The sequence below is a fragment of the Comamonas thiooxydans genome (assembly GCF_002157685.2).
Lineage (GTDB): Bacteria > Pseudomonadota > Gammaproteobacteria > Burkholderiales > Burkholderiaceae_C > Comamonas > Comamonas testosteroni_H.
Genome location: NZ_AP026738.1, coordinates 3,510,805 through 3,533,656, shown reverse-complemented (window position 1 = coordinate 3,533,656; position 22,852 = coordinate 3,510,805). Strand labels below are relative to the sequence as shown.

21 protein-coding genes are annotated in these 22,852 nt (G+C 62.2%); 19 read left to right on the top strand and 2 right to left on the bottom strand.

Features of this window, described 5'->3' with window-relative positions; translation table 11 throughout:
• Nucleotides 1-15 precede the first annotated feature (15 nt).
• From CTR2_RS16325 to CTR2_RS16260, 14 genes are all read left to right on the top strand, one after another.
• On the top strand, nt 16-1,452 hold the full coding sequence (locus tag CTR2_RS16325; protein ID WP_087082636.1) for a capsule biosynthesis protein: 1,437 nt from the start codon (nt 16-18) through the stop codon (nt 1,450-1,452).
• 36 nt (nt 1,453-1,488) lie between these two features.
• On the top strand, nt 1,489-2,799 hold the full coding sequence (locus tag CTR2_RS16320; RefSeq protein ID WP_087082637.1) for a hypothetical protein: 1,311 nt from the start codon (nt 1,489-1,491) through the stop codon (nt 2,797-2,799).
• Nucleotides 2,796-4,181 (top strand): cytochrome P450, encoded by a 1,386-nt coding sequence (locus tag CTR2_RS16315; RefSeq protein ID WP_087082639.1) that lies wholly within the window; start codon nt 2,796-2,798, stop codon nt 4,179-4,181. Before CTR2_RS16320 ends, CTR2_RS16315 begins: the two co-directional genes overlap by 4 nt.
• Nucleotides 4,178-4,525, top strand: a complete 348-nt coding sequence (locus tag CTR2_RS16310; RefSeq protein ID WP_034379442.1) for a hypothetical protein — start codon at nt 4,178-4,180, stop codon at nt 4,523-4,525. The genes CTR2_RS16315 and CTR2_RS16310 overlap by 4 nt, the downstream gene beginning before the upstream one ends.
• Nucleotides 4,526-4,691: 166 nt before the next feature.
• A complete protein-coding gene (locus CTR2_RS16305; protein ID WP_087082640.1) occupies nt 4,692-5,189 on the top strand; it encodes a hypothetical protein in 498 nt (165 codons plus the stop codon).
• 389 nt (nt 5,190-5,578) lie between these two features.
• Nucleotides 5,579-6,271: a substrate-binding domain-containing protein gene (locus CTR2_RS16300; protein ID WP_087082642.1), complete on the top strand. Its 693-nt coding sequence runs from the start codon at nt 5,579-5,581 to the stop codon at nt 6,269-6,271.
• Between the two features lie 161 nt (nt 6,272-6,432).
• A complete protein-coding gene (locus tag CTR2_RS16295; RefSeq protein WP_087082644.1) occupies nt 6,433-7,830 on the top strand; it encodes an MFS transporter in 1,398 nt (465 codons plus the stop codon).
• A 40-nt stretch (nt 7,831-7,870) separates the two neighbouring features.
• Nucleotides 7,871-8,899: an amidohydrolase family protein gene (locus tag CTR2_RS16290; RefSeq protein ID WP_003067554.1), complete on the top strand. Its 1,029-nt coding sequence runs from the start codon at nt 7,871-7,873 to the stop codon at nt 8,897-8,899.
• A 132-nt stretch (nt 8,900-9,031) separates the two neighbouring features.
• Nucleotides 9,032-9,715, top strand: coding sequence for a 4-carboxy-4-hydroxy-2-oxoadipate aldolase/oxaloacetate decarboxylase (gene ligK, locus CTR2_RS16285; RefSeq protein WP_003067555.1), 684 nt, complete (start codon nt 9,032-9,034; stop codon nt 9,713-9,715).
• A gap of 44 nt (nt 9,716-9,759) precedes the next feature.
• Nucleotides 9,760-10,749 carry an MBL fold metallo-hydrolase gene (locus CTR2_RS16280; RefSeq protein WP_087082646.1) on the top strand — a complete coding sequence of 330 codons (990 nt, stop codon included), beginning with the start codon at nt 9,760-9,762 and terminating at the stop codon, nt 10,747-10,749.
• Nucleotides 10,750-10,779: 30 nt separating this feature from the next.
• Nucleotides 10,780-11,697, top strand: a complete 918-nt coding sequence (locus tag CTR2_RS16275; protein ID WP_003067557.1) for an amidohydrolase family protein — start codon at nt 10,780-10,782, stop codon at nt 11,695-11,697.
• 82 nt (nt 11,698-11,779) lie between these two features.
• Nucleotides 11,780-12,229, top strand: a complete 450-nt coding sequence (ligA, locus tag CTR2_RS16270) for a protocatechuate 4,5-dioxygenase subunit alpha (protein ID WP_087082647.1) — start codon at nt 11,780-11,782, stop codon at nt 12,227-12,229.
• A gap of 3 nt (nt 12,230-12,232) precedes the next feature.
• Nucleotides 12,233-13,102: a class III extradiol dioxygenase subunit beta gene (locus CTR2_RS16265; RefSeq protein ID WP_003054198.1), complete on the top strand. Its 870-nt coding sequence runs from the start codon at nt 12,233-12,235 to the stop codon at nt 13,100-13,102.
• Nucleotides 13,103-13,191: 89 nt separating this feature from the next.
• Nucleotides 13,192-14,151 carry a Gfo/Idh/MocA family oxidoreductase gene (locus CTR2_RS16260; RefSeq protein ID WP_087082649.1) on the top strand — a complete coding sequence of 320 codons (960 nt, stop codon included), beginning with the start codon at nt 13,192-13,194 and terminating at the stop codon, nt 14,149-14,151.
• 159 nt (nt 14,152-14,310) lie between these two features.
• On the opposite strand, the gene CTR2_RS16255 is transcribed toward CTR2_RS16260, so the two are convergent.
• The gene (locus CTR2_RS16255) at nt 14,311-15,318 is read right to left on the bottom strand and encodes an AraC family transcriptional regulator (protein WP_254913288.1); all 1,008 of its coding nucleotides are present in this window, start codon (nt 15,316-15,318) and stop codon (nt 14,311-14,313) included.
• 230 nt (nt 15,319-15,548) lie between these two features.
• On the opposite strand from CTR2_RS16255, the gene CTR2_RS16250 reads away from it, so the two are divergent.
• The 5 genes from CTR2_RS16250 to CTR2_RS16230 all read left to right on the top strand — a co-directional run bounded on the left by CTR2_RS16250 (nt 15,549) and on the right by CTR2_RS16230 (nt 21,654).
• Entirely contained in the window at nt 15,549-17,009 is a 1,461-nt protein-coding gene (locus tag CTR2_RS16250) for a flavin-containing monooxygenase (protein ID WP_087082653.1), read from the top strand.
• A gap of 54 nt (nt 17,010-17,063) precedes the next feature.
• The gene (locus CTR2_RS16245) at nt 17,064-18,011 is read left to right on the top strand and encodes an alpha/beta hydrolase (protein ID WP_087082655.1); all 948 of its coding nucleotides are present in this window, start codon (nt 17,064-17,066) and stop codon (nt 18,009-18,011) included.
• A gap of 10 nt (nt 18,012-18,021) precedes the next feature.
• On the top strand, nt 18,022-18,978 hold the full coding sequence (locus CTR2_RS16240; RefSeq protein ID WP_087082657.1) for a 3-hydroxyacyl-CoA dehydrogenase: 957 nt from the start codon (nt 18,022-18,024) through the stop codon (nt 18,976-18,978).
• Between the two features lie 124 nt (nt 18,979-19,102).
• Nucleotides 19,103-20,521, top strand: a complete 1,419-nt coding sequence (locus tag CTR2_RS16235) for an MFS transporter (protein ID WP_217896233.1) — start codon at nt 19,103-19,105, stop codon at nt 20,519-20,521.
• Nucleotides 20,522-20,631: 110 nt separating this feature from the next.
• Nucleotides 20,632-21,654 (top strand): aldo/keto reductase, encoded by a 1,023-nt coding sequence (locus CTR2_RS16230; RefSeq protein ID WP_087082661.1) that lies wholly within the window; start codon nt 20,632-20,634, stop codon nt 21,652-21,654.
• 35 nt (nt 21,655-21,689) lie between these two features.
• Here the strand turns inward: CTR2_RS16230 and CTR2_RS16225 are convergent, their stop codons facing one another.
• Nucleotides 21,690-22,580 carry a CoA transferase gene (locus CTR2_RS16225; protein ID WP_087082663.1) on the bottom strand — a complete coding sequence of 297 codons (891 nt, stop codon included), beginning with the start codon at nt 22,578-22,580 and terminating at the stop codon, nt 21,690-21,692.
• Between the last annotated feature and the right edge of the window lie 272 nt (nt 22,581-22,852).

Below are 22,852 nucleotides of genomic sequence, written 5' to 3'. Positions count from 1 at the left end.
CGCAGTTCCTAACGCATGAAGAACAAGAGTGGATTTGCGTCTAAACGTGTTTTGTTGCTACAAGGCCCGGTAGGGCCTTTTTTCTGGAACCTGGCCAAGGACTTGCGCTCGGTGGGGGCGACTGTTTTCAAGTTCAACTTCAATGCAGGGGATTGGCTGTTCTATCCCCGCAAGGCCCATTCGTTCCGGGGGGAACTGGCACAGTGGCCTGAGGTTCTGGAGGCCTTCATCATCAGGCACCGGATTGACGCGGTGCTGCTGTTCGGCGATTGCCGGCCTGTGCATGCGTGCGTGCGCTCCATGACGGAGCGTCTGGGCTGTGCCTTCGGCGTGTTTGAAGAGGGCTATCTGCGGCCCGACCACATCACCTTTGAGCCCATGGGCGTGAATGGGCATTCTCATTTTGAAAAGAGACTGGCCATATGGCTTAAGCAGAGGGCGCAGCAAGAGACTGCGCCGCCGCGCTCTCACCCGAATGGACCGACGACGACGTCATGGAAGAAAGTCGGGAACTCATTCTGGCATTCGGCCATGTGGGGGATGCTGTATTTCTTTGCTGCCTGGCTGGGGCAGTGGTTCTGGAATAACTCCCTGCATCACAGAAGCATGACCGTGCGGGATGCGCCTTGGTGGTGGCTGAGTTATCTGCGTAAATTCTGGTATCGCCGCACGGAAAAAGAGACTGAGAAGCTGCTGCTTGGGGATTTGCGCAAGAAATTCTTCCTGGCACCGTTGCAGGTATATAACGATGCCCAGATCGTGGTTCACTCGAACTATGATTTCGTGACGGACTTCATCAATCACGTTTTGCATTCATTTTCCAGGGCACAGGCGCTGGAGCGCATGAACGGTGTGCCAGAAGGTGGAAAGTCGATTGCGGGTGACGTGGTGGTGTTCAAGCACCATCCCATGGATCGGGGGCACCGGAACTACGCCAATATCATCAGCCTGTTGGCAAGGCGCCATGGTTTGCAGGGCAAGGTCTTATATATTCATGACCAGCATCTGCCTTCCTTGCTCAAAAGCGCCAAGGGAGTGGTGCTTGTCAATAGCACGACCGGTCTTTCCGCATTGGGCCATGGTGCCCCTGTCAAGGTCTGTGGCAATGCCTTGTATGACCTTGAAGGTTTGACCTTTCAGGGAAAGATGCGGGATTTCTGGTTTCGGGCCCATCAGGCCATTCCTGATCAGGATATGCTCTCGCGCTTTCGCAGGGCCTTGATAGAGTGCACGCAGATCAATGGCAGCTTCTATCGCCGGCTTTCGGCTGTCTCATGGCGTTGCGGGGCTGCGCTGGATGGACAGATGGCCCAGCGTCTGTGGGGAGGCGGTTCATCGGTGGATCCCTTGCTTTGGCCGGAAGAGGCAGTGGAGCCGGTATTCGTTTCCCGGCAGGAAAATCAGGAAAATGCCATGCCTTCCATGCTGCAGGGGGTGGCCTCTGTCGAATAAGCCATGGTATGGAAGGGTTCCGTTTTCCGGAGTGCAATGACTAGCAGAGAAAAGAATATCTCATTTGAGTCTTCCGGGAAGACAAGTGATTGCGAGCGCCTGGTGATCTTCATGGGGGGCTTCGATCCCCGTGGGGCAAGACATTATCACCAGTTGATGCGCGCGGAATCGCAAAAGCAGCCGTCTGTTTCCGAGGATAGAAAATACGCGATTGGCAGCAGAGAGAAATGGACTGAGGGCGAAGCCGCGCAAGAAAAATCACTGCATTCTCGATGGCGGGTTTCTCAGACGGGTTCCGAAAATACGGCATCTGCCGATTTCGTTTTCTTTGACTGGCATGATCAGGTTCGTCTTCATTGGCCCCAGAGTCGGGCGGAAGTCTTTCGCCAGGCCTTGGGAACCTATATTGCTGTCTGGAATTTGAGGCAGTGGCTGAAGCCTGTGCGAGAGCAGGCGCGCTTTACTCTGTGGGCGCTGATGTACCCGCTGTTTTATGTGCTGCTGGTGCTGCTGGCCGGAGTCGGCATGGGATCCTTGCTCGTTAATCTATGGGACGGTTTGCCGAAAGAGGGCGCATTCGCGCTGATGCTTGCGGTGCTTGCCGCTGTTGGCTGGGGCGGCTTTGTGCTGGACCGGTATCTGCATATCAGCTGGCTTTTGAGAATTTTGAACTTTGCCCATGCCAGTTCCGGGAAAACATTCCCCGTGCTGGATGCGCGTATCGAGGCGATGGCCGCCGAGGTGGCGGAGGCCATGCAGCAGCAGCGGTGGCGCGAGGTGGTCGTGGTCGGCTTCAGTGTCGGCAGTGTGCAGGCTCTGAAGTTGACTCAGGCGCTTCGCCGTAAGCTGGCTGAAGAACCGTTATCCTCACACGCTTCTCGCAAGCCACTGGTGAGTTTGGTCACCCTGGGCAATTGCATTCCGTTGTTCGGGCTGTTTCCCGGCGCTGGCGCGTTGCGGCAAACCTTGCGTGAGGTCGCCATGGACGAAGCGGTGTACTGGGCCGATATTTCTTCTCCCAGCGATAGCGTGTGTTTCGGCATGTGCGATGTAGTGGGGCTGTCGTTGCGCGAGGATGGGCGCAAGGATGGGGCCACGGCCGTCAACTCCGTTGCTGATTCCAGCAAGCGTCGGCCGCAGTGGGGATTCAATCCGCAAGCGATATGCTCCCCGCGCTTTCACAAGCTGTTTTTGCCGACAACCTACCGTTGGTTGCGCAGGAACAAGATGCGCATGCATTTTCAGTATCTGATGGCCGGCGAAGTTGCCGGTGCCTATGATTATTTCGAGTTGCTCACCAGCGCCGGTCCGATGCGTGACTACATAGAGAGGAAGTTGGTGCGATGAGTCGTTTCTGTCCCGTTTATCCCAAGCCCCACCCCGAGCAGACATCGAAGCTGCGCATGTTCTGGCATGCGCGGCGCTCCTGGATGGACGCCCTGTTCGAGCGCAGCTACAGCATGCAGATGGGGGAGGTTCATCTGCCCGGCGTGGATCTCTACATGCTCAATGACATCAAAGAGGTCAAGAGAGTCATGCAGAGCGAGGCGCAGCAGTTTCCCAAAAGCCATCTGCTGCATGAATCGCTGGAGCCTTTGCTGGGAGACAGCATCTTCACGACCAACGGCGAGCAGTGGCAGCGTCAGCGCACCATGATGAACCCCGCGTTTGCCCAGGCGCGCGTGAACGTCGCTTTCCCGCGCATGCTGGGAGCCGCGCAATCCATGCTGGAGCGCCTGGATGCCGTGGAGGAGGCACAGCCGTACGACATCGAGATCGAGATGACCCATGTCACGGCCGACATCATTTTTCGCACGATTTTCTCCAAGCCCATGCAGGGGCCGGATGCGCATCGCATCTTCGAGGCATTTGCCCGCTATCAGTCACTGGCGCCCAAGCTCATGCTGCCTGCGCTGTTCGGTGCTCGCTGGCTGACCATGCCCTGGTATCGCTGGCAGAGCAACCAGGCGGCCAGGGAGATTCGTGGCTTGCTGCACGCCATGATCAAGCCGCGCTATGAGGCGCATCTGAAGGGGGAGGCCGAGGAGCAGGAGGACATTCTTGCCGCTTTCATGCAGGCCAAGGATCCGAACACAGGCGAGCCTTTCAACGAGGAAGAATTGGTCAATCAGGTCGCCATGCTGTTTCTGGCAGGGCATGAAACTTCGGCCAGCGCACTGACCTGGGCCAGCTATCTTCTGGCCCAGTCACCCGACATACAGCAGCGTGCCTACGAGCAAGTGGTGGAAGTGGTTGGCGATCGTCTGCCGCAGCAGGCGGACATGAAGAGCTTCTCTCAGGTCTGGAATATCTTTCGGGAGACCTTGCGTCTGTTTCCCCCTGTGGGCTTCTTCGCCCGGGAGAATGTTCAGTCCTGCCCTATCAGAGGCAAGCAGCTGAAGGAGCGCAGCACGGTGGTGGTGGCGCCCTGGCTGCTGCAGCGCCACCGAAAATGGTGGAAGAACCCCGATGCCTTCGACCCGGATCGTTTTGATCGTGAGGAGGACAAGGAAGCGATCAAACACGCCTACATGCCGTTCAGCATGGGGCCGCGCGTCTGCCTGGGAGCTGCATTTGCCTTGCAGGAGGCGGTCTTGATTCTGGCCTGCCTGCTGCAGCGCTATGAAATCCTGCCGGCGCCGGGCCATGTGCCGCAGCCCGTGGGGCGGCTGACGATTCGCTCCGAAAATGGCGTACGCATCAATTTGCGCAAGAGAGAGGCTGCATGAAGGAGCGCCTGGCAGGTTTTGCGCTGATGTGTGCAGTCGTCCCGCTGGCGGTCGTGGGCTGGCTGATTCTTTGCTGGGTCGGCCTGTTCGGCAAGACGGAGCGGGGCAGGGCCGGAGTGCGGGCGCTGGATCATTTTGTCAACGCGGCAGTGCTCAATGGCTATGCCTGGGAAAGCGTGTCATCGCATGCCTGGCGCGAACGCGAGAACAAGCGCTGGGCGCGTTGGGTCATCCGGATCACCGATCGCTTCCAGAAGGATCACTGCATGCGAGCCAACAAGCGCGAGCAGCCCGTGGTGGACCTGATTCTGAAAAAAGGTCTGCAGGGCCAGACGATCCGGTGAGGGGCTAGCCGGCCGCTCGGCCGGTTCAGCGTATTACGCCTCTTTACGCTTCACGATTGATCCGGGTCAGCGGGAATCGGCCCTGGCGCGTTAAGGGCTTAAGCGTTTCCGGGTTGAAGCGCGATCTCGCCGCCCCCACGGTGATCTATATCGAGCATGGAGACATATGTCCAATCGCAGTTCAATCATCCGCAGCCTGGCAGCCTTGGCGCTGGTTTGCGCAGCGGGTGCCGCCCAGGCCCAGGCCTATATCAGCGGCTCCATCTCGGGGCAACTGGCGCCCGGGGTTTACGGTCAGGTCAACATCGGTAATGCACCGCCGCAGCTGCTGTATGCGCAGCCGATGTGGGGTGGCCCGGTAGTGCCGCAGGTGCAGCCCATTTATATGTGGGTGCCGCCCGGCCATTCGCGCAACTGGCGCCGCTACTGCGGCCGCTACCACGCCTGCGGCCAGCCGGTCTATTTCCTGCGCAACCCACCACCCCATTGGCGTGCAGGACCTCCGCCGCGCCACCACCACGAGCGACGCGACTGGCGTGATGACCGCCGGGATCATAGGCACTGGGACAGAGACGATCGCCGCGATCGACATGACTGGGACAGGCATGATCGCGATGACAGGGGGCGCGGTCACGGGCGCGGACATGGACGCCATGACGACTGAATTAGGGGTTAACCACTAAATTCACTGTTGCTTATGCACAGCAACGAAGGCTGGGTGCTATTGAAAAAATAGCATCTGGCCTTTTCTATTTGTGGGTTTTATGCCTTGTTTGTAGGTATTTATACGTGTTATGAGTAAACACTTTGCTATGCCTTGGCGGCATAGCTGCTAGCGGAGGGCTTGCCTAGTGGGAGGGCGCAGGGCTACCGACAATAGTCTCATTCGTTTTGACTAGATGGTTGCCCTGATGCAAGCCCCGTCGAGCGTCCCGTCCTGCCGGTGCAGTCTGCCCGCAGCGTGACGGGAGTGGCTCGAAAGGCCTCAATGGCCGGGACGCGGCATTCGAGATTGCGGGGCAGCCATGGCATCCACTTCAGGAGTCTTCCGGCATGAGCGCAGCACTCAAAGGCATTTCTTCCATGGCAACCCGCCAGGTCCTCGCGGATCTGGTTGCAGCCTGGCAGGCCCAGGGCGGCGAGCCGGTACAGATCGAATCCGTGGGCGGTGTGGATGCCGCGCAGCGCGTGCAGTCCGGTGAAGAGGCCTTTGATGTGGTCTTCCTGGCCTCCAACGCCATCGACAAGCTGCAGGCCGCCGGCCGTGTGGTTGCAGGCAGCAAGGTGGATCTGGTGCTCTCCAGTACTGCCGTGGCCGTGCCTGCCGCTGCGGCCCAGCCCGATATCGGCTCGGAAGAGGCCGTGCTCGCTGCCGTGCTGGCAGCGCCCAGCATTGGCTATTCCACCGGCCCCAGCGGTGTGGCGCTGCAAAAGCTGTTCGAGCGCTGGGGCATTGCCGACGAGATCAAGTCCCGCATCGTGCAGGCCCGGCCCGGCGTTCCCGTGGGCTCCATGATTGCTTCGGGCGAAGTGGCCCTGGGCTTTCAGCAGCTGAGCGAGCTGATCCATGTCGAAGGCATCCGCATCGTGGGCAGCCTGCCTGCCGCGATTGCCATCGACACCGTGTTTTCGGCCGGCGTTGTGACGGGCTCGGCCCATGCGGATGCCGTGCAGCGTCTGCTGGCCTTCATGGCTTCGCCTGAAGCCGAAGCGGCCAAACGCCGCCAGGGCATGGAGCCCGCTTGAATTGATTCGTGTCCAGGCGGGGGCCTGGCACTGACACCCCATCCAGCAAAAGGGCAGTCATAGCCCTTTCGTGACGGACGTACCAGATGCCTTTGAGGCTTTGGCGCCAGCCGCGAGACAGGAGATAGAGGCGACAAAGAGAGGCAACTGAGATACCAAATATGACTTCGCAAACTAGCAAACAGAACATCGGCCCGGAGGTCGTCAACGTGCAGACCGTGCTCAACGAGAGCCCGTTTTCGCGCTTCCAGTGGGGGATTTTCTTCCTCTGTTTTTTGATCGTTCTGCTCGACGGCTTTGATACCGCCGCCATCGGCTTCATCGCGCCTTCGCTGCTCGGCGAATGGGGCATCGACAAGTCCCATCTGGGCCCGGTGCTGAGCGCAGCCCTGTTCGGCCTGGCGTTCGGCGCTCTGGGCGCGGGTCCGCTGGCGGACCGCGTGGGTCGCAAGACCGTGCTGATCATCGCCGCGGTGGTGATGGGCGGTGCATCGATTGCTTCCGGCCTGGTGCACGACCTGCAGGCTCTGACCATCTGGCGCTTCATCACCGGCCTGGGTCTTGGCGCCGCCATGCCCAACGCCATCACGCTGATGAACGAATACTGCCCTGACAGCAAGCGTTCCTTCATCACCAACTGCATGTTCTGCGGCTTCCCCATCGGTTCGGCCTTCGGTGGCTTTATCGCAGCCTGGATGATTCCGCATTTCGGCTGGCGCAGCCTGCTGATCCTGGGCGGCGTGGTGCCCCTGATCCTGGCCGTGCTGATGATCGTGATGCTGCCCGAGTCCGTGCGCTTCATGGTGCTCAAGAACTACTCGGCAGACCGCGTGCGCAAGGTGATGGTGCGCATCGCCGCCGGCACCCGCAACGCTGCGCGCTTCGTGCTGAACGACAGCGGCGAGGCTGCCGCGCAGGCACAGCAAGGTCCTCAGGGCCTGCGTCTGGTGTTCTCGCAGAAATATCTGATTGGCACGCTGGCCCTGTGGGTGACGTATTTCATGGGCCTGGTGATCGTCTATGGCCTGGTCAACTGGATGCCTGTGCTGTTCAAGGAAGCAGGCGTTCCCGCCAGCCAGGCAGCCGTGATTGCCGCGCTGTTCCAGCTCGGCGGTGTGGGCGCGATCTTTGTCGGTCTGCTGATGGACCGCTGGAATGCCAATCTGATCATCGCGACGGGCTACTTCCTGACCAGCCTGGGCGTGGCCTTCATCGGCCAGGTGCTCGGCGGCGGCGTGGGCATGCTGGTGGCTTCGGTATTCATTGCCGGTTTGCTGATGAATGCGGCACAGTCGTCCATGCAGGCGCTGGCTGCCGAGTACTACCCCACGGAATGCCGCGCCAGCGGTGTGTCCTGGATGCTGGGCATCGGCCGCTTTGGCGGCATTGCAGGCTCTTTCCTGGTGGCCGAGCTGTCGCGCCGTCACCTGGAGCTGCCGCAGGTCTTCATGGTGGTTGCGATTCCCGGTGTCATCGCCGCGCTGGCGCTGCTGGTCAAGAACCGCTATGCCGGCGGCGCACCGCGCACCTCCATGCTGGGCCTGGGCGGCGCGCACTGAACTTTTTTGATTGACGAATTATTTTTAACGGAGCTTGAAGATGATCATTGACGTACACGGTCACTACACCACGGCGCCTGCGGCTCTGGGCGCATGGCGCGATCTGCAGATCGCCGGCCTCAAGGACCCGAGCAAGACACCGTCGGTGGCCGATCTGAAGATCAGCGACGATGAAATCCGCGAGACCATCGAAACCAACCAGCTGCGCCTGATGAAGGAGCGTGGTTCCGATCTGACCATCTTCAGCCCCCGTGCCTCGTTCATGGCGCACCACATCGGTGACTTCCAGACCTCCAGCACCTGGGCTGCCATCTGCAACGAGCTGTGCTTCCGTGTCAGCGAGCTGTTCCCCGATCACTTCATTCCCGCCGCCATGCTGCCCCAGTCGCCCGGCGTGGACCCTGCAACCTGCATTCCCGAGCTGGTCAAGTGTGTTGAGCAGTACGGCAATGTGGGCATCAACCTGAACCCCGACCCCTCGGGCGGCCACTGGACTTCGCCCCCGCTGTCCGACAAGAGCTGGTACCCCATCTATGAAAAGATGGTGGAGTACGACATCCCCGCGATGATCCACGTCTCCACCAGCTGCAACAGCTGCTTCCACACCACGGGCAGCCACTATCTGAATGCCGACACCACGGCCTTCATGCAGTGCCTGACTTCGGATCTGTTCAAGGACTTCCCGACCCTGAAGTTCCTGATTCCCCATGGCGGCGGCGCCGTGCCTTACCACTGGGGCCGTTTCCGCGGTCTGGCACAGGAGATGAAGAAGCCGCTGCTGGAAGAGCATCTGCTCAACAACATCTACTTCGACACCTGCGTCTACCACCAGCCCGGCATCAACCTGCTGACGGAAGTGATTCCCACCAAGAACATCCTGTTCGCCAGCGAAATGATCGGCGCCGTGCGCGGCATCGATCCGCAGACCGGTCACTACTACGACGACACCAAGCGCTACATCGAAGCCACGCAGAACCTGACGGCCGATGAAAAGCACGCCGTCTACGAAGGCAATGCCCGCCGCGTCTTCACCCGCCTGGACAAGGCGCTGAAGGCCAAGGGCCTGTAACTTCTAAAAAAGAGAGCTGCTAGCGCATGTTATGAAACGTTTTCGATAAGAAAACTATTCAAGTCTGATGAACTGCAAGCGCTACCAGCTCACTTTTTGGATTCAATAACGTCAAAGCAAAGAGGTATTTCCATGTACGAACTGGGAGTTGTCTACCGCAATATCCAGCGCGCCGACCGCGCTGCTGCTGACGGCCTGGCCGCCCTGGGCTCCGCCACCGTGCACGAGGCCATGGGCCGCGTCGGTCTGCTCAAGCCCTATATGCGCCCCATCTATGCCGGCAAGCAGGTCTCTGGCACGGCTGTCACGGTGCTGCTGCAGCCCGGCGACAACTGGATGATGCATGTGGCTGCCGAGCAGATTCAGCCCGGCGACATCGTGGTCGCTGCCGTCACCGCCGAGTGCACCGACGGCTACTTCGGCGATCTGCTGGCCACCAGCTTCCAGGCGCGCGGCGCACGCGCGCTGATCATCGATGCCGGCGTGCGCGATGTGAAGACGCTGCAGGAGATGGACTTCCCGGTCTGGAGCAAGGCCATCTCTTCCAAGGGCACGATCAAGGCCACCCTGGGCTCGGTCAACATTCCCATCGTCTGCGCCGGCATGCTGGTCACGCCCGGTGACGTGATCGTGGCCGACGACGACGGCGTGGTCTGCGTGCCCGCCGCGCGTGCCGTGGAAGTGCTGGCCGCCGCCCAGAAGCGTGAAAGCTTCGAAGGCGAGAAGCGCGCCAAGCTGGCCTCGGGCGTCCTCGGCCTGGATATGTACAAGATGCGCGAGCCCCTGGAAAAGGCCGGCCTCAAGTACATCGACTAATCGGAACATCGGTCCTCAAAAATCATTACAACAGGAGCAACCGCATGTTCTCTTCCTTCAAATCCTCCGTGAACCTCTCGCGCCGTCACTGCCTGGCCGCAGCGGCAAGCCTGGCTGGCGCCGGCGCACTGGGTCTGGGCACTGCCGGCAATGCGCTGGCGCAGGCCGTCAAGGCCGCTGCCGGGAACAAGGGCACGCAGCTCGTGCTGCTGGGCACCAAGGGCGGCCCGCGCGTGGGCGGCGAGCGCTCCAATCCGGCCAGCGTGCTGCTGATCGACGGCGAGCCGTTTGTCGTCGATTGCGCCTATGGCGTGGCGGTCCAGCTGGTCAAGGCCGGCATTGCGCTGCCGCGTCTGAGCAAGGTGTTCATCACCCATATGCACTCGGACCACAACCTGGAATACGGCCCCTTGCTGTATTCGGCCTGGGCTGCCGGCCTGCGCAACCAGGTCGATGTCTGGGGGCCGCCGACGCTGGATGCGATGACGAAGGCCTTCATGGAATCCATGAAGTTCGACATCGATATCCGCATCCCCGACGAGAGCAAGCCCGATCTGCGCAAGATGGTGAACACGCACGAGTTCTCCAAGCCCGGCGTGATTCTGGAGAACGACAAGGTCAAGGTGACGGCGGTGCGCAATATTCATCCGCCCATCGCGGACTCGTTTGCGCTGCGCTTCGACACCAGGGACCGCTCGGTCGTCTTCTCGGGCGACACGACCTACTGCCCGGCTGTGGCCGAGCTGGCCAAGGGCGCCGATGTGCTGGTGCACGAGGTGATCTATGTGCCCGCCGTGGACGCCATGGTCAAGCGCGTGCCCAATGCCGCCACGCTCAAGGAGCATTTGCTGGCCTGTCACACCACCTCGGTGGATGTGGGCCGCATCGCTGCCGCCGCCGGCGTCAAGAAGCTGGTGCTCTCGCACATCGTGCCGGGTGACGACCCCAGCATCACCGACGAAATGCTGCTGTCCGATGTACGCCAGCATTTCAAGGGCGATGCCGTGGTGGGCAAGGATTTGATGGTGATCTGATCACTTTTTCAAGATAAGGACTGGATTGATATGAGCCAATTTGAAAAGACCCCCGGCTGGCTGGACTGGTATGCCAACCCCAGCAAGCCCCAGTTCAAGCTGCCTGCCGGCGCTGTGGATGCGCACTGCCACGTGTTCGGCCCCGGCAACGAGTTCCCCTTCGCCCCCGAGCGCAAGTACACCCCCTGCGACGCCAGCAAGGCCCAGCTGTATGCGCTGCGCGACCACCTGGGTTTTGCGCGCAATGTGGTGGTGCAGGCCACCTGCCACGGTGCGGACAACCGCGCCATGGTCGATGCCTGCAAGTCCTCGGGCGGCAAGGCCCGTGGCGTGGCCACGGTCAAGCGCTCCATCAGCGATGCCGAGCTGCAGGAGTTGCATGACGCCGGCGTGCGCGGCGTGCGCTTCAACTTCGTCAAGCGCCTGGTGGACTTCACGCCCAAGGACGAGCTGATGGAGATCGCCGGCCGCATCGCCAAGCTGGGCTGGCATGTGGTGATCTATTTCGAAGCCGTGGATCTGCCCGAGCTGTGGGATTTCTTCACCGCGCTGCCCACCACCGTGGTGGTCGACCACATGGGCCGCCCCGACGTCACCAAGGGCGTGGACAGTGAAGAGTTCGCCCTGTTCCTGAAGTTCATGCGCGAGCACCAGAACGTCTGGAGCAAGGTGTCCTGCCCCGAGCGCCTGTCCGTCACCGGCCCCAAGGCCCTTCATGGCGAGCAGAACGCCTACCAGGACGTGGTGCCTTTCGCGCGCCGCGTGGTCGAGGAGTTCCCCGATCGCGTGCTCTGGGGCACGGACTGGCCGCACCCCAACCTGAAGGACCACATGCCCGACGACGGCCTGTTGGTGGACTTCATTCCCCATATCGCTCCGACCGCGCAGCTGCAGCAAAAGCTGCTGGTGGACAACCCCATGCGTCTGTACTGGCCCGAAGAGGTCTGACGGAGTTCCGGCGACACATACACCCGGAAACAGGCCGCAGCCTTGTCGCATGGGCTGCGCCATCCGTAAACAAGGAGAATTTATGGCTTTGGAAAAACCGTATCTGGACGTGCCCGGCACCATCATTTTCGATGCCGAGCAGTCCCGCAAAGGCTACTGGCTCAACCAGTTCTGCATGAGCCTGATGAAGGCAGAGAACCGTGAGCGCTTCCGCGCCGACGAGCGTGCCTATCTCGACGAGTGGGCGATGACCGAAGAGCAGAAGCAGGCCGTGCTGGCGCGCGATCTGAACTGGTGCATGCGCACTGGCGGCAATATCTATTTCCTGGCCAAGATCGGCGCCACCGACGGCAAGAGCTTCCAGCAGATGGCCGGCTCCATGACGGGCATGACCGAAGAGGAATACCGCGCCATGATGATGGGCGGCGGCCGCTCTGCCGAAGGCAATCGCTATGTGGGTGAGGACGGTGATGCGCAGGCACACCATCAACCCCAGGGCAGCGCAGGCAATCAGAACCAGGAAGGCAACTAAGACATGGCACGCATCACCGCATCCGTTTTCACCTCGCACGTGCCTGCCATCGGCGCTGCCATGGACATGGGCAAGACCCAGGAAGCCTATTGGGCGCCGCTGTTCAAGGGTTATGACTTCTCCCGCCAGTGGATGAAGGACAACAAGCCCGACGTGATCTTCCTGGTCTACAACGACCACGCCACGGCCTTCAGCCTGGACTGCATTCCCACCTTCGCCATCGGCACGGCTGCGGAATTCCAGCCCGCCGACGAAGGCTGGGGCCCGCGCCCCGTGCCCAAGGTGGTTGGCCATCCCGATCTGGCCAGCCACATTGCCCAGTCCGTGATTCAGCAGGACTTCGATCTGACCATCGTCAACAAGATGGACGTGGACCACGGTCTCACGGTGCCGCTGTCGCTGATGTGCGGCGAGCAAGACCCCAAGACCGGCTCCTGGCCTTGCCCGGTGATCCCCTTCGCCGTGAACGTGGTGCAGTATCCCGTGCCCACCGGCCAGCGCTGCTTCAACCTGGGTCGCGCCATCCGCAAGGCCGTGGAGAGCTACGACCAGGACATCAACGTGCATATCTGGGGCACGGGCGGCATGAGCCACCAGCTGCAGGGCGCGCGCGCGGGCCTGATCAACAAGGAATGGGACAACCAGTTCCTGGACCTGCTGGTCGAGAACCCGCATGGACTGGCGCAGATGCCGCATATCGACTATGTGCGCGAAGCCGGCTCGGAAGGCATCGAGCTGGTGATGTGGCTGATTGCGCGCGGCGCCATGTCCGATGTGGACGGCCCCGCACCGCTGCCCAAGGTGGCGCACCGCTTCTACCATGTGCCCGCATCGAACACCGCTGTGGGCCATCTGATCCTCGAGAATCAGTAAACGTTTCACCACGTTCGCTGCTTCGCGTATTCACTGCCCCCCTGTGGGGGGCTTCGCCTCCTTGAGGCGGCTCTACGGAGATCCCAATCATGAGCAAGACCATCAAAGTAGCACTGGCTGGCGCAGGTGCCTTCGGCATCAAGCACCTGGACGGCATCAAGAACATCGACGGCGTGGAAGTCGTCTCCCTGGTTGGTCGCCGCTTTGACCAGACCAAGGAAGTGGCCGACAAATACGGCATCAAGCATGTGGCAACCGATCTGGCCGAAAGCCTGGCGCTGCCCGAAGTCGATGCAGTGATCCTGTGCACGCCCACGCAGATGCACGCCGAGCAGGCCATCGCCTGCATGAAGGCCGGCAAGCATGTGCAGGTCGAGATTCCTCTGGCCGATGCCCTGAAGGACGCGCAGGAAGTGGCCGAGCTGCAAAAGCAGACCGGTCTGGTGGCCATGGTGGGTCACACCCGCCGTTTCAACCCCAGCCACCAGTGGGTGCACCAGAAGATCGAGGCCGGCGAGTTCAACATCCAGCAGATGGATGTGCAAACCTACTTCTTCCGCCGCACCAACATGAACGCGCTGGGCCAGGCCCGCAGCTGGACCGACCACCTGCTGTGGCACCATGCTGCCCACACCGTGGACCTGTTCGCCTACCAGGCCGGCAGCCCCATCGTCAAGGCCAACGCCGTGCAAGGCCCCATCCATCCGGAACTGGGCATCGCCATGGACATGAGCATCCAGCTCAAGGCCGCCAACGGCGCGATCTGTACGCTGAGCCTGTCGTTCAACAACGACGGCCCTCTGGGCACCTTCTTCCGCTACATCGGCGACACCGGCACCTATCTGGCCCGCTACGACGATCTGTTCAACGGCAAGGAGGAAAAGATCGATGTGTCCCAGGTCGACGTGTCCATGAACGGCATCGAGCTACAGGACCGCGAATTCTTCGCCGCCATCCGCGAAGGCCGCGAACCCAACTCCAGCGTGCAGCAGGTGTTCAACTGCTACAAGGTCCTGCACGACCTAGAGCAGCAACTGAACGCGGATTGATCAGCGCGGACTGATTGCCTGGCGCATCTCCGCACGAAAGCCCCCGCAGCCTGTGGCTGCGGGGGCTTGTTTCATCGCGCAAAGTCTCTGTCGCTGCGCGAGGAGATCGTAGTCACATTCCTGTGTGGCCGAATTCAGGCCCCATACCCTATAGCGGGGCTATGCGTCCCGGGAACCATGGCGCAGTTGACGGGGGGATTGGCCAAACCAGCGCTGGCACGCTCGGGTGAGAACAGCCTGGTCTGAATACCCCAGTAATTGCGCGATATGACCCAGACGCAGGTCGGGCTGCGCAAGCAATTGCGCCACCCAGGTCTTGCGCGCGCTATCGCGCAGTTCTTCGAAGGCTGAGCCTTCCGCCTGCAGGCGTCGCTGCAGGGTGCGCGGGTGCTGGCTCAGGGCGCGTGCCACCGAGGGCAGGTCGGCCATGCCCATGCGGACCAGATTGGTCAGCGCGCTGCGCACCTGGTCTGTCACGCCGGTATCCCTGCCCGGCGCTGCTCCCAACAAGAAACGTTCGACAAACTGCTGCAGCAGCCGGTTGTGTCTAGGCATGGGCTGACGCCAGGCCAGCGGGTCGACGGCAATGCCGTCAAAGCTGGAGCGAAAGCGCGGCAACTGGCCCAGGTGTCGCCGATATTGCGCGCTGCTGCCCACGGGGTCGTGGCGCAGATGGATGGCCGAGGGGCGCAGCGCGCCTTCGGACAGCACATGGATCAGCCGACACATATAGGCCACGCAGATTTCCGTGCCCTGGGGCATGTGGGATTGGGAGGGCAGGCGTGAAAGCACTTCCACGCATTCCAGCCCCTCGTCGGGCGCCATGAAGGTTCTGTAGCTCAGGGTGGGGTTGTGGAAGTGGACGTACTTTCCGCCCTGCATCATGCCTTCACGGACGGTGGGAGCGGACTGTATGACCAGCCCCAGCAGGCCCAGGGTTTCGACACCTTGCAGGGCGCACAGGCGCAGCCCGAAATCCTGCACGTCCAGCACGCAGGCGGCTTCCTCTATGGCCAGGGCCACGGCTTGGCTGGGCAGGTAGCGCTCGGGATCGTCCAGATCTGCCGGCACCAGGCCGCAGGCGCGCAGGATGGCGGCGGGGTCGCCGCCCTGTGCGCGCACCAATTCTTCAAAGCCCGCGAGCGAGGCGGCGCGGACACTGGTCATGACGGCGGAATCAGCGGGCTTGGCAGGCATCGGGGTATGTACTGCATGTCGTTCAACATCAAAATCCTGTCGCACAAACACAAGTTTTGCCAGAGGGCTAGACCTAGCATGGCTGCGTGACAGACACGATTGAGGCAAATCAGACCCAGGCAGGCGCTTCACCACAAGGCCGCAGTCCTTGCACATTCGTGTTGGCGCAAGTCCTAGCAGACAACCAGGAGACACCCCGTATGGCACAGCATTTCGACTTTCTCATCATCGGTGCCGGTATTTCCGGCATTGGCGCGGCCCGCCATCTGCGTGAGCAGTTCGCGGACCGCAGCCTCGCCATCCTCGAAGCCATGGAGGGCTTTGGCGGCACCTGGTGGACGCACCGCTACCCGGGCGCACGCTCGGACAGCGACCTGTTCACCTACGGCTATGGCTTCAAGCCCTGGACGGGCAATGCCATTGCCACGGCGGACGAGATTCGCCACTACCTGGCCGAGACCATTGAGGAGAACAGCCTGGCGCCGCTGATCCGCTACGGCCACAAGGTGCAGTCGGCCTGCTGGTCGTCCGAGGACAAGCGCTGGACACTGGAAGTCACCCACAGCGGCTCGGACGAGGTACAGACATTCACCACCGGTTTCCTCTGGGTCTGCGCTGGCTATTACGACCACGGCCAGGGCTATACGCCCGAGTGGCCGACGCTCAAGGACTTCAAGGGGCAGGTCATTCACCCGCAGCACTGGCCGCAGGACCTGGATTACACGGGCAAGCGCATTGTGGTCATAGGCTCGGGTGCCACGGCGGCCACGCTGATCCCCAGTCTGGCGCCGGATGCGGGCCATGTGACCATGCTGCAGCGCTCGCCCACCTTCTTCCTGCCTGCGTCCGAGCATCCGCTGGTGCCGCTGCTCAAGCCTTTGAACCTGCCCGACGAGTGGTACCACGAGATCATGCGCCGCGCCTTCATCGCGCGCACCGACGAGATCGTGCAAACCTCCAGGCAGCACCCCGAAGCGATGCGCGCCTTCTTACTCGGCGAGATTCGTCCGCATTTGCCCGAAGGCTTCGACATCGACAGGCACTTCAACCCCGGCTACCGCCCCTGGCAGCAGCGCATTGCCGTGGTGCCCAACGGCGACTTCTTCCTGGCCATGCGAGAGGGCAAGGCCTCGGTGGTGACGGACACCATAGAGAACTTCGACGCCAGCGGCATCCAGCTGACCGGCGGCGGGCATCTGGACGCCGACATCATCGTTACTGCCACGGGCTTCAATCTCAAACTGTTCGGCGGCATTGCGTTCAGCGTGGATGGCGCGCCGGTGGATTTTCGCGAGCGCATCTCCTACCGGGGCGTGATGATCGAGGACATGCCCAATATGGCCTATACCCAGGGCTACTTCCGCTCCAGCTGGACGCTGCGCTGCGACCTGGTGTGCGACTGGGTGTGTCGCCTGCTTGCCCATATGCACGAGCAAGGCCATGCCGAGGTGCGGCCCACCGTAGCCTCAGCCGATGCCGGCATGCAGCGCCTGTCATGGATAGAGGCCGACAACTTCAACGCCGGCTATGTGCTGCGTGCGCAGGATGCCATGTTCGGCCAGGGCGACCGCCAGCCCTGGAGGCACGACATGGAGTATGCCGAAGAGCGCGTGGTTCTGACCGCCGCATCGCTGCAGGAAGATGCCTTGGCCTATCGCTAGGTCCGTCCCCCGTATCCCTTGCCTCGATCTTTATAACGACAGGAGACTTCAACCATGGCTCTCGATCCCCATCTGGCCGGCGTCCTGCAGCAACTGGCGGCTGCCAACAGGAAAGCCACCGCCGAAGGCACACCCGAAGAAGGCCGTGCCGGCTATCTGGCGCTGACCCGTGGCTCGCTCACGCCCGAGCAAATCGTGCCCGTGGCCAGCGTGCAGGACATCTCTGTGCCCGGTGGCGCGGGTCCTGTGGCCGCGCGTATCTACCGGCCCGAAGGCGCTGGGCCTTTTCCCACCGTGGCCTATTTCCACGGCGGAGGCTACGTCATCGGCAACCTGGATACGCACGACAACATGTGCCGTGAGATCTGCCGTGGCGCGCAGGCCGTGGTGGTGTCGGTGGACTACCGACTTGCCCCCGAGCATCCCTTCCCCGCAGGCATAGAGGACGCCGTGGCCTCTGCCAGATGGGTGGTTGCCAACGCGCATGAGCTGGGGGGCAGCGCCATGGTGGCTGTGGCGGGCGACAGCGCGGGCGGCAACTTCTGCGCCGTGGTGACGCAGCAGCTGCGCGATGCGGGCATTCCCCTGGCTGCGCAGTTCCTCATCTACCCTGCGGTGGACCACGCCGCCGCCGAGTACGCCAGCGCCGAGCAGAACGCCAAGGGCTATTTCCTGGAGGCCGAAACCATGGCCTGGTTCTACAACCACTACGCGGGCGGCTACGCCGATACGCTGGACCCGCGCCTGGCACCGCTACAGGCCAAGAGTCTGACCAACCTGCCGCCTGCCGTGATCGTGAATGCCGAATTCGATCCGCTGCGGGACCAGGGCGTGGCCTATGCCGAGGCGCTGCGCGCCGCAGGTGGCCAGGCTGAACTGATCGAAGGCGCAGGCATGATCCATGGCTTCTTCGACATGGGCCGTTGGTCGCCGGGCGCGCAGGTCGTCATCACGCGCAGCATCGAGCGCTTTGCCGCGCTGCTGAAGTCGCAAACCCGTTGAGGAGACCAATATGACCCATGTGAATCATTTGACTGTCCTGGGTTCGGGCGTGCTGGGCGGGCAGATCGCCTGGCACAGCGCGTTCAAGGGCAAAACCGTGGCCGTCTACGACATCTCGGATGAAGCGCTGGAGCGCTGCCGCGCCGCACAGGCGCAGTATGCTGCCATCTATCTGGCAGAACTCGGTGCCGGCGAAGCCGACATCGAAGCCACGCGCCAGCGCCTGAGCTTTACCACGGACATGGCCCGGGCCGTGGCCAAGGCCGATCTGGTCATCGAGGCGGTGCCGGAGATCCCGGATGTAAAGACCAGTGTCTACCAGCAGATGGCCCTGCTGCTGCAGGACCACACCGTGGTTGCCACCAACTCATCCACCTTTTTGCCCAGCGATTTCGCGGCTGCCACGGGCCGGCCCGAGAAGTTCTGTGCGCTGCACTACGCCAACTACATCTGGTCGGCCAATGTGGTGGAAATCATGCCGCATGCAGCGACGGCGCGGGCCACGCTGGAGACCGTCGCCCAGTTCGGCATCGAGACCGGCATGGTGCCGATTCCCATCGCCACGGAGCACAACGGCTATGTCATCAACACCTGGTTCCCCGCACTGCTCAAGGCCGCCCAGACGCTGGTGACCAACGGCATCGCCACGCCCGAGGATGTAGACCGCACTTTCCTGATTGCCAACCGCGGTGCCCGCATGGGCCCGTTCGGCATGATGGACATCGTGGGCATGAAGACTTGCTACGACGTGTCCTCCTACTGGGGCCGGCTGCAGGGCGATGCGCAGCAACTGGCCAATGCCGAATACGTCAAGACCCAGTTGATGGACAAGGGGCGCACCGGCATGCTGGCGGGCAAGGGCTATTACGACTATCCGAATCCGGCCTATGCGGCGGCGGGGTTTCTGGATGTGCCAGCGCTGTCGCAGCTGTCCGCCATTGTCGATCGCTGCATTCCCAAGGCCTAAGCCTTCTATGCACTTGCGGTGGGCCGCCGTGCCTGCCTCTCTGCTCGGTGTTGTCGCCAAGCGGTACCGGGCGGGCGCATGACGTGCGCCGATCCTCTAGGCTTGAACGGGAAGGGTTTGCCCCATGAGCGCAACGCCAATGATTCCATCCAGCGTTACCAGTGAGCGACTGCCTCTGGGAGCCGTGTCCTGGTCACTTTTTGAGGCTGGGCGCAATCCCTTCGTCATGCTGGTGACGATCTATGTCTTCATGCCCTACTTCTCCACCATCATGGTGGGTGACCCCATCAAGGGGCAGGCGCTGGTTGCGGCCTATGGGCAGTGGGCCGGCTGGATCGTGGCCCTGACGGCTCCCTTGCTGGGTGCATCGATTGATCGAATAGGCCCACGCAAGCCGCTGCTGCTGGTGTCTACGGCCGTCATGGCCGCGCTGATGATCTCGCTGTGGTGGGCCAGGCCAGATGGCTCAGGCCTGGGCATCACCGGCGTGGTGGTGGCCGCCGTCGTGATCAATGTGTTGTTCGGCTATACCGAAGTGCTGCACAACGCCATGCTGGCCCAGGCAGCCGGCCAGCGCCTGGCACACAAGGCCTCGGGGTTGGGCCTGGCTCTGTCGAATGCGATTTCGGTGATGGTGCTGATCTTTGTTCTGTGGGCCTTTGCCTTGCCTGGCAAAGTGCCATGGGGCTGGATTCCCACTGAACCACTGTTCGGTCTGAACTCTGCCGCCCACGAGCCGGAGCGCATTGTCGGACCCATTGCCGGCATGCTGTTCCTGATCGGCGCGCTGCCGCTGTTTCTTTTCACACCCGACATGGCGCGCAGCAACTCCAGCATTGGGCAGGCACTGAGTGAAGGGGTTGGCGCTTTGCGCGGCATGGTGGGCAAGCTGCGCGGCCACCGCGACATGAGCATTTTCCTGTGCGCACGCATGCTGTATGTTGACGCGATGACGGCGGTGCTGCTTTTCAGCGGTGTCTATGCTGCTGGCGTCATGCATTGGGACACATTGACCATGCTTGGCTATGGCGTGCTGCTCAGCATATTCGCGGCGTTAGGCGGGATTCTGGGCAGCAAGCTGGATGCCTCACTGGGCCCCAAGACTGCCATACAGATCGAAGTGCTGATGACGCTGCTGGGGCTTTGCGCCGTCATCGGAATCTCGCCCGAGCGCATTCTGTTTCTGTGGAGCTACGACAAGGCAACGGCTGCGCCTTTGTGGGATGGTCCGTTTTTCCGCACCCTGCCGGATCTCGTCTACCTGTTGATCGGTTTTTCCAATGCGGCCTTCATCACCGCATCGTATGCGTCCAGCCGTACCTTGCTGCTGCGGCTTACCCCGCCAGGGGAAAGCGGCACCTTCTTCGGAATATTCGCTCTCTCTGGCACGGCAACTGTATGGCTGGGGTCGCTGCTGGTGCATATGGCCACCGAGGCTTATCACTCGCAGCAGGCGGGCATGGCAGCCATTGCCATATTGATGGGGTGCGGGCTGATCGGCATGTGCTTTGTGCGCGGTGGCCGCACATTCGACGAGGGGTGAACGAGTTCCAGACGCGGTGCGGACGCTGGAATAATATTGCTCCAGCTTGTATAGCGGCCTGCGCCCGCGCTTGGTTCGGTTGAAGGCCTTTGGATGCATAAGGAAAGATAATGGAAAACCGCAAAATCGGCCCATTCAGCGTGGCCAATGTGGCGCTGGGCTGCATGAATTTCTGCCATGCCTACGGCAGCCCGGTCTCTACCGAGCAGTCGCACGCCGTGCTGCATGCGGCGCTGGATGCGGGCGTGACGCTGTTCGACACCGCCGCGCTCTATGGTTTTGGTGCCAGCGAATCGCTGATCGGCCCCGTGCTCAAGCCCCACCGCAACCACATCACCCTGGCCAGCAAATGTGGCATGGCAGGCGTGCGTGGCGACGACGGCGTGATGCGCCGCGTCATCGACGGTCGCCCCAGGACGCTGCGCCAGAACTGCGAAGACAGTCTCAAGCGCCTGGGCACTGATGTGATCGATCTCTACTATCTGCATCGCTGGGACAAGAACGTGCCCATCGAGGAATCCGTGGGCGAGATGGCGCGCCTGAAGGAAGAGGGCAAGGTTCGCGCCCTGGGCCTGTCGGAAGTGGGGGCCGATGCGCTGCGCCGCGCGCACAAGGAGCACCCGATTGCCGCGCTGCAAAGCGAATATTCGCTGTGGTCGCGTAATGCGGAGCTGGGCACGCTCGCCGCTTGCAAGGAGCTGGGCATTGCCTATGTGGCTTTCAGCCCCATGGGTCGCGCCTTCTTCAGCGGCAAGCTGCAGCAGGTGGACAACCTGGTCAAGGGCGATATCCGCGCCTCCATGCCGCGCTTTGCCGGAGAGGCCTATGCGCAGAATCTGCGTCTGCTCGCACCTATGCAGGCCGTGGCGGAAAAGGCCGGCTGCACGCTGGCCGAGCTGGCCATCGCCTGGGTGCTGCACCAGGGCGAGCATGTGATTGCCTTGCCCGGCACCACCAGCGTGGAGCATCTGCACGAAGACATTCGCGGCGGCCGCGTCCATCTCGACGCCGAGCTGCTGGCCGAGCTCGATGACATCTTCAAGCCTGAAGCGATTGCCGGCGACCGCTATGCGCTGCAAGGCCAGGGCGAGGTGGATACCGAGAAATACGCGTTTGAAAAGCGGCCGGCCTGAGGCTGGCGCAGATTGCGCCGCTGGGCTCTGGCGGCTTAAGCGGGCAGGGCGTGCAGTGGAATGTCCCTGTCCTGCGCCAGCTGCATCAGCTCCGCGCAGCTGCGGGCGGCCAGAAACCGGGCCACGCCCTGATGGATCTCGGGCTTGCGCATATCGGTGGGGTGGCTGAACACCAGGTCTGCCGCTTCGCACAGGCGCTGGGCAAAGTGAGGCTCCAGCGCGGCCACGGCCACGATGCCGTCGGCACAGGGGTAGATGCGGTAGCCCGCATGGGCGCCGCCGACATCGCCGGCGGGCTGGGTCAGGCCCCAGTGCCAGGGCAGGGCCAGCCATTGCGCGGCCTGGGCCAGGCCGACCTCGCGCAGGATGCCGCGCCCGCTGCGGCTGCTGACGAGCACGGCCTGGAGCACGGCCTCGCTGGCCATCAGTGCCCCCGCCATATCGGCAAACAGGCTCGGGGGCAGGGCAGTGCTGTGCACGAGGCCCGCTTCGGCCTGATAGGTGAGGTCATGGCCGGGGACATCGGCCAGCTCGCCCGCACTGCCGACCACGCGCACCAGCGACAGTGCGGGGTAGCGCTGCTGCAGGGCTTCCCAGCCCAGGCCCAGCTTGCTCAGGGCGGATGGACGGAACGAGGTCAGCAGCACGTCGGTTTGTGCCAGTTGCGCATGCATGCTGGCCTGGCCTTCGGCGGTCTTGAGGTCGGCCTGCAGGGTTTGCACCTTGTCATGCATCTGCGCGTAGGCATCGGGGCAATAGAGGCCCATGGGGTCGGCGCTGCGGCCAGCGTCGGGGGCCAGAGGCTCGAGCTTGCGGCAATCGGCTCCCATGCCGGCGCAGCGCCACAGGGCGGCGGGGCCGGGCAGGTTCAGAGCCAGGCTGAGTATGCGAATTCCTTGCAGGGGCTGAATGGCGGTGCTGGGCATGAGTGGGAATACTCCTTGTCTGGACTTGTGCAAGCCAGGGTGGCATCAGGATGGCTTGCTTGAAGCTAAGCCCTTGCCTGAGCCTGTTTGGCGTGAGACGTGCTTGTGCAACTGCTGTTGTAGTGCAAGCCGGCCCTTGGCGCTGGCACTTTCAGGACAGTCTGTTGCGCAGGCGGTGCTTTCGGGCACTGTTGCGCTGTGGCAAGCTTGCCCTATCTGTAAAAAAGCGCCCCTAGGGGCGTGTTCGATTGACCGAGATGCGTAGACGTACG

Bases quoted from the DNA above. Each gene is read 5' to 3' on its own strand.
- CTR2_RS16325 (WP_087082636.1), top strand. From the start codon at position 16: ATGAAGAACAAGAGTGGATTTGCGTCTAAACGTGTTTTGTTGCTACAA.
- CTR2_RS16320 (WP_087082637.1), top strand. From the start codon at position 1,489: ATGACTAGCAGAGAAAAGAATATCTCATTTGAGTCTTCCGGGAAGACA.
- CTR2_RS16315 (WP_087082639.1), top strand. From the start codon at position 2,796: ATGAGTCGTTTCTGTCCCGTTTATCCCAAGCCCCACCCCGAGCAGACA.
- CTR2_RS16310 (WP_034379442.1), top strand. From the start codon at position 4,178: ATGAAGGAGCGCCTGGCAGGTTTTGCGCTGATGTGTGCAGTCGTCCCG.
- CTR2_RS16305 (WP_087082640.1), top strand. From the start codon at position 4,692: ATGTCCAATCGCAGTTCAATCATCCGCAGCCTGGCAGCCTTGGCGCTG.
- CTR2_RS16300 (WP_087082642.1), top strand. From the start codon at position 5,579: ATGAGCGCAGCACTCAAAGGCATTTCTTCCATGGCAACCCGCCAGGTC.
- CTR2_RS16295 (WP_087082644.1), top strand. From the start codon at position 6,433: ATGACTTCGCAAACTAGCAAACAGAACATCGGCCCGGAGGTCGTCAAC.
- CTR2_RS16290 (WP_003067554.1), top strand. From the start codon at position 7,871: ATGATCATTGACGTACACGGTCACTACACCACGGCGCCTGCGGCTCTG.
- ligK (WP_003067555.1), top strand. From the start codon at position 9,032: ATGTACGAACTGGGAGTTGTCTACCGCAATATCCAGCGCGCCGACCGC.
- CTR2_RS16280 (WP_087082646.1), top strand. From the start codon at position 9,760: ATGTTCTCTTCCTTCAAATCCTCCGTGAACCTCTCGCGCCGTCACTGC.
- CTR2_RS16275 (WP_003067557.1), top strand. From the start codon at position 10,780: ATGAGCCAATTTGAAAAGACCCCCGGCTGGCTGGACTGGTATGCCAAC.
- ligA (WP_087082647.1), top strand. From the start codon at position 11,780: ATGGCTTTGGAAAAACCGTATCTGGACGTGCCCGGCACCATCATTTTC.
- CTR2_RS16265 (WP_003054198.1), top strand. From the start codon at position 12,233: ATGGCACGCATCACCGCATCCGTTTTCACCTCGCACGTGCCTGCCATC.
- CTR2_RS16260 (WP_087082649.1), top strand. From the start codon at position 13,192: ATGAGCAAGACCATCAAAGTAGCACTGGCTGGCGCAGGTGCCTTCGGC.
- CTR2_RS16255 (WP_254913288.1), bottom strand. From the start codon at position 15,318: ATGACCAGTGTCCGCGCCGCCTCGCTCGCGGGCTTTGAAGAATTGGTG.
- CTR2_RS16250 (WP_087082653.1), top strand. From the start codon at position 15,549: ATGGCACAGCATTTCGACTTTCTCATCATCGGTGCCGGTATTTCCGGC.
- CTR2_RS16245 (WP_087082655.1), top strand. From the start codon at position 17,064: ATGGCTCTCGATCCCCATCTGGCCGGCGTCCTGCAGCAACTGGCGGCT.
- CTR2_RS16240 (WP_087082657.1), top strand. From the start codon at position 18,022: ATGACCCATGTGAATCATTTGACTGTCCTGGGTTCGGGCGTGCTGGGC.
- CTR2_RS16235 (WP_217896233.1), top strand. From the start codon at position 19,103: ATGAGCGCAACGCCAATGATTCCATCCAGCGTTACCAGTGAGCGACTG.
- CTR2_RS16230 (WP_087082661.1), top strand. From the start codon at position 20,632: ATGGAAAACCGCAAAATCGGCCCATTCAGCGTGGCCAATGTGGCGCTG.
- CTR2_RS16225 (WP_087082663.1), bottom strand. From the start codon at position 22,580: ATGCCCAGCACCGCCATTCAGCCCCTGCAAGGAATTCGCATACTCAGC.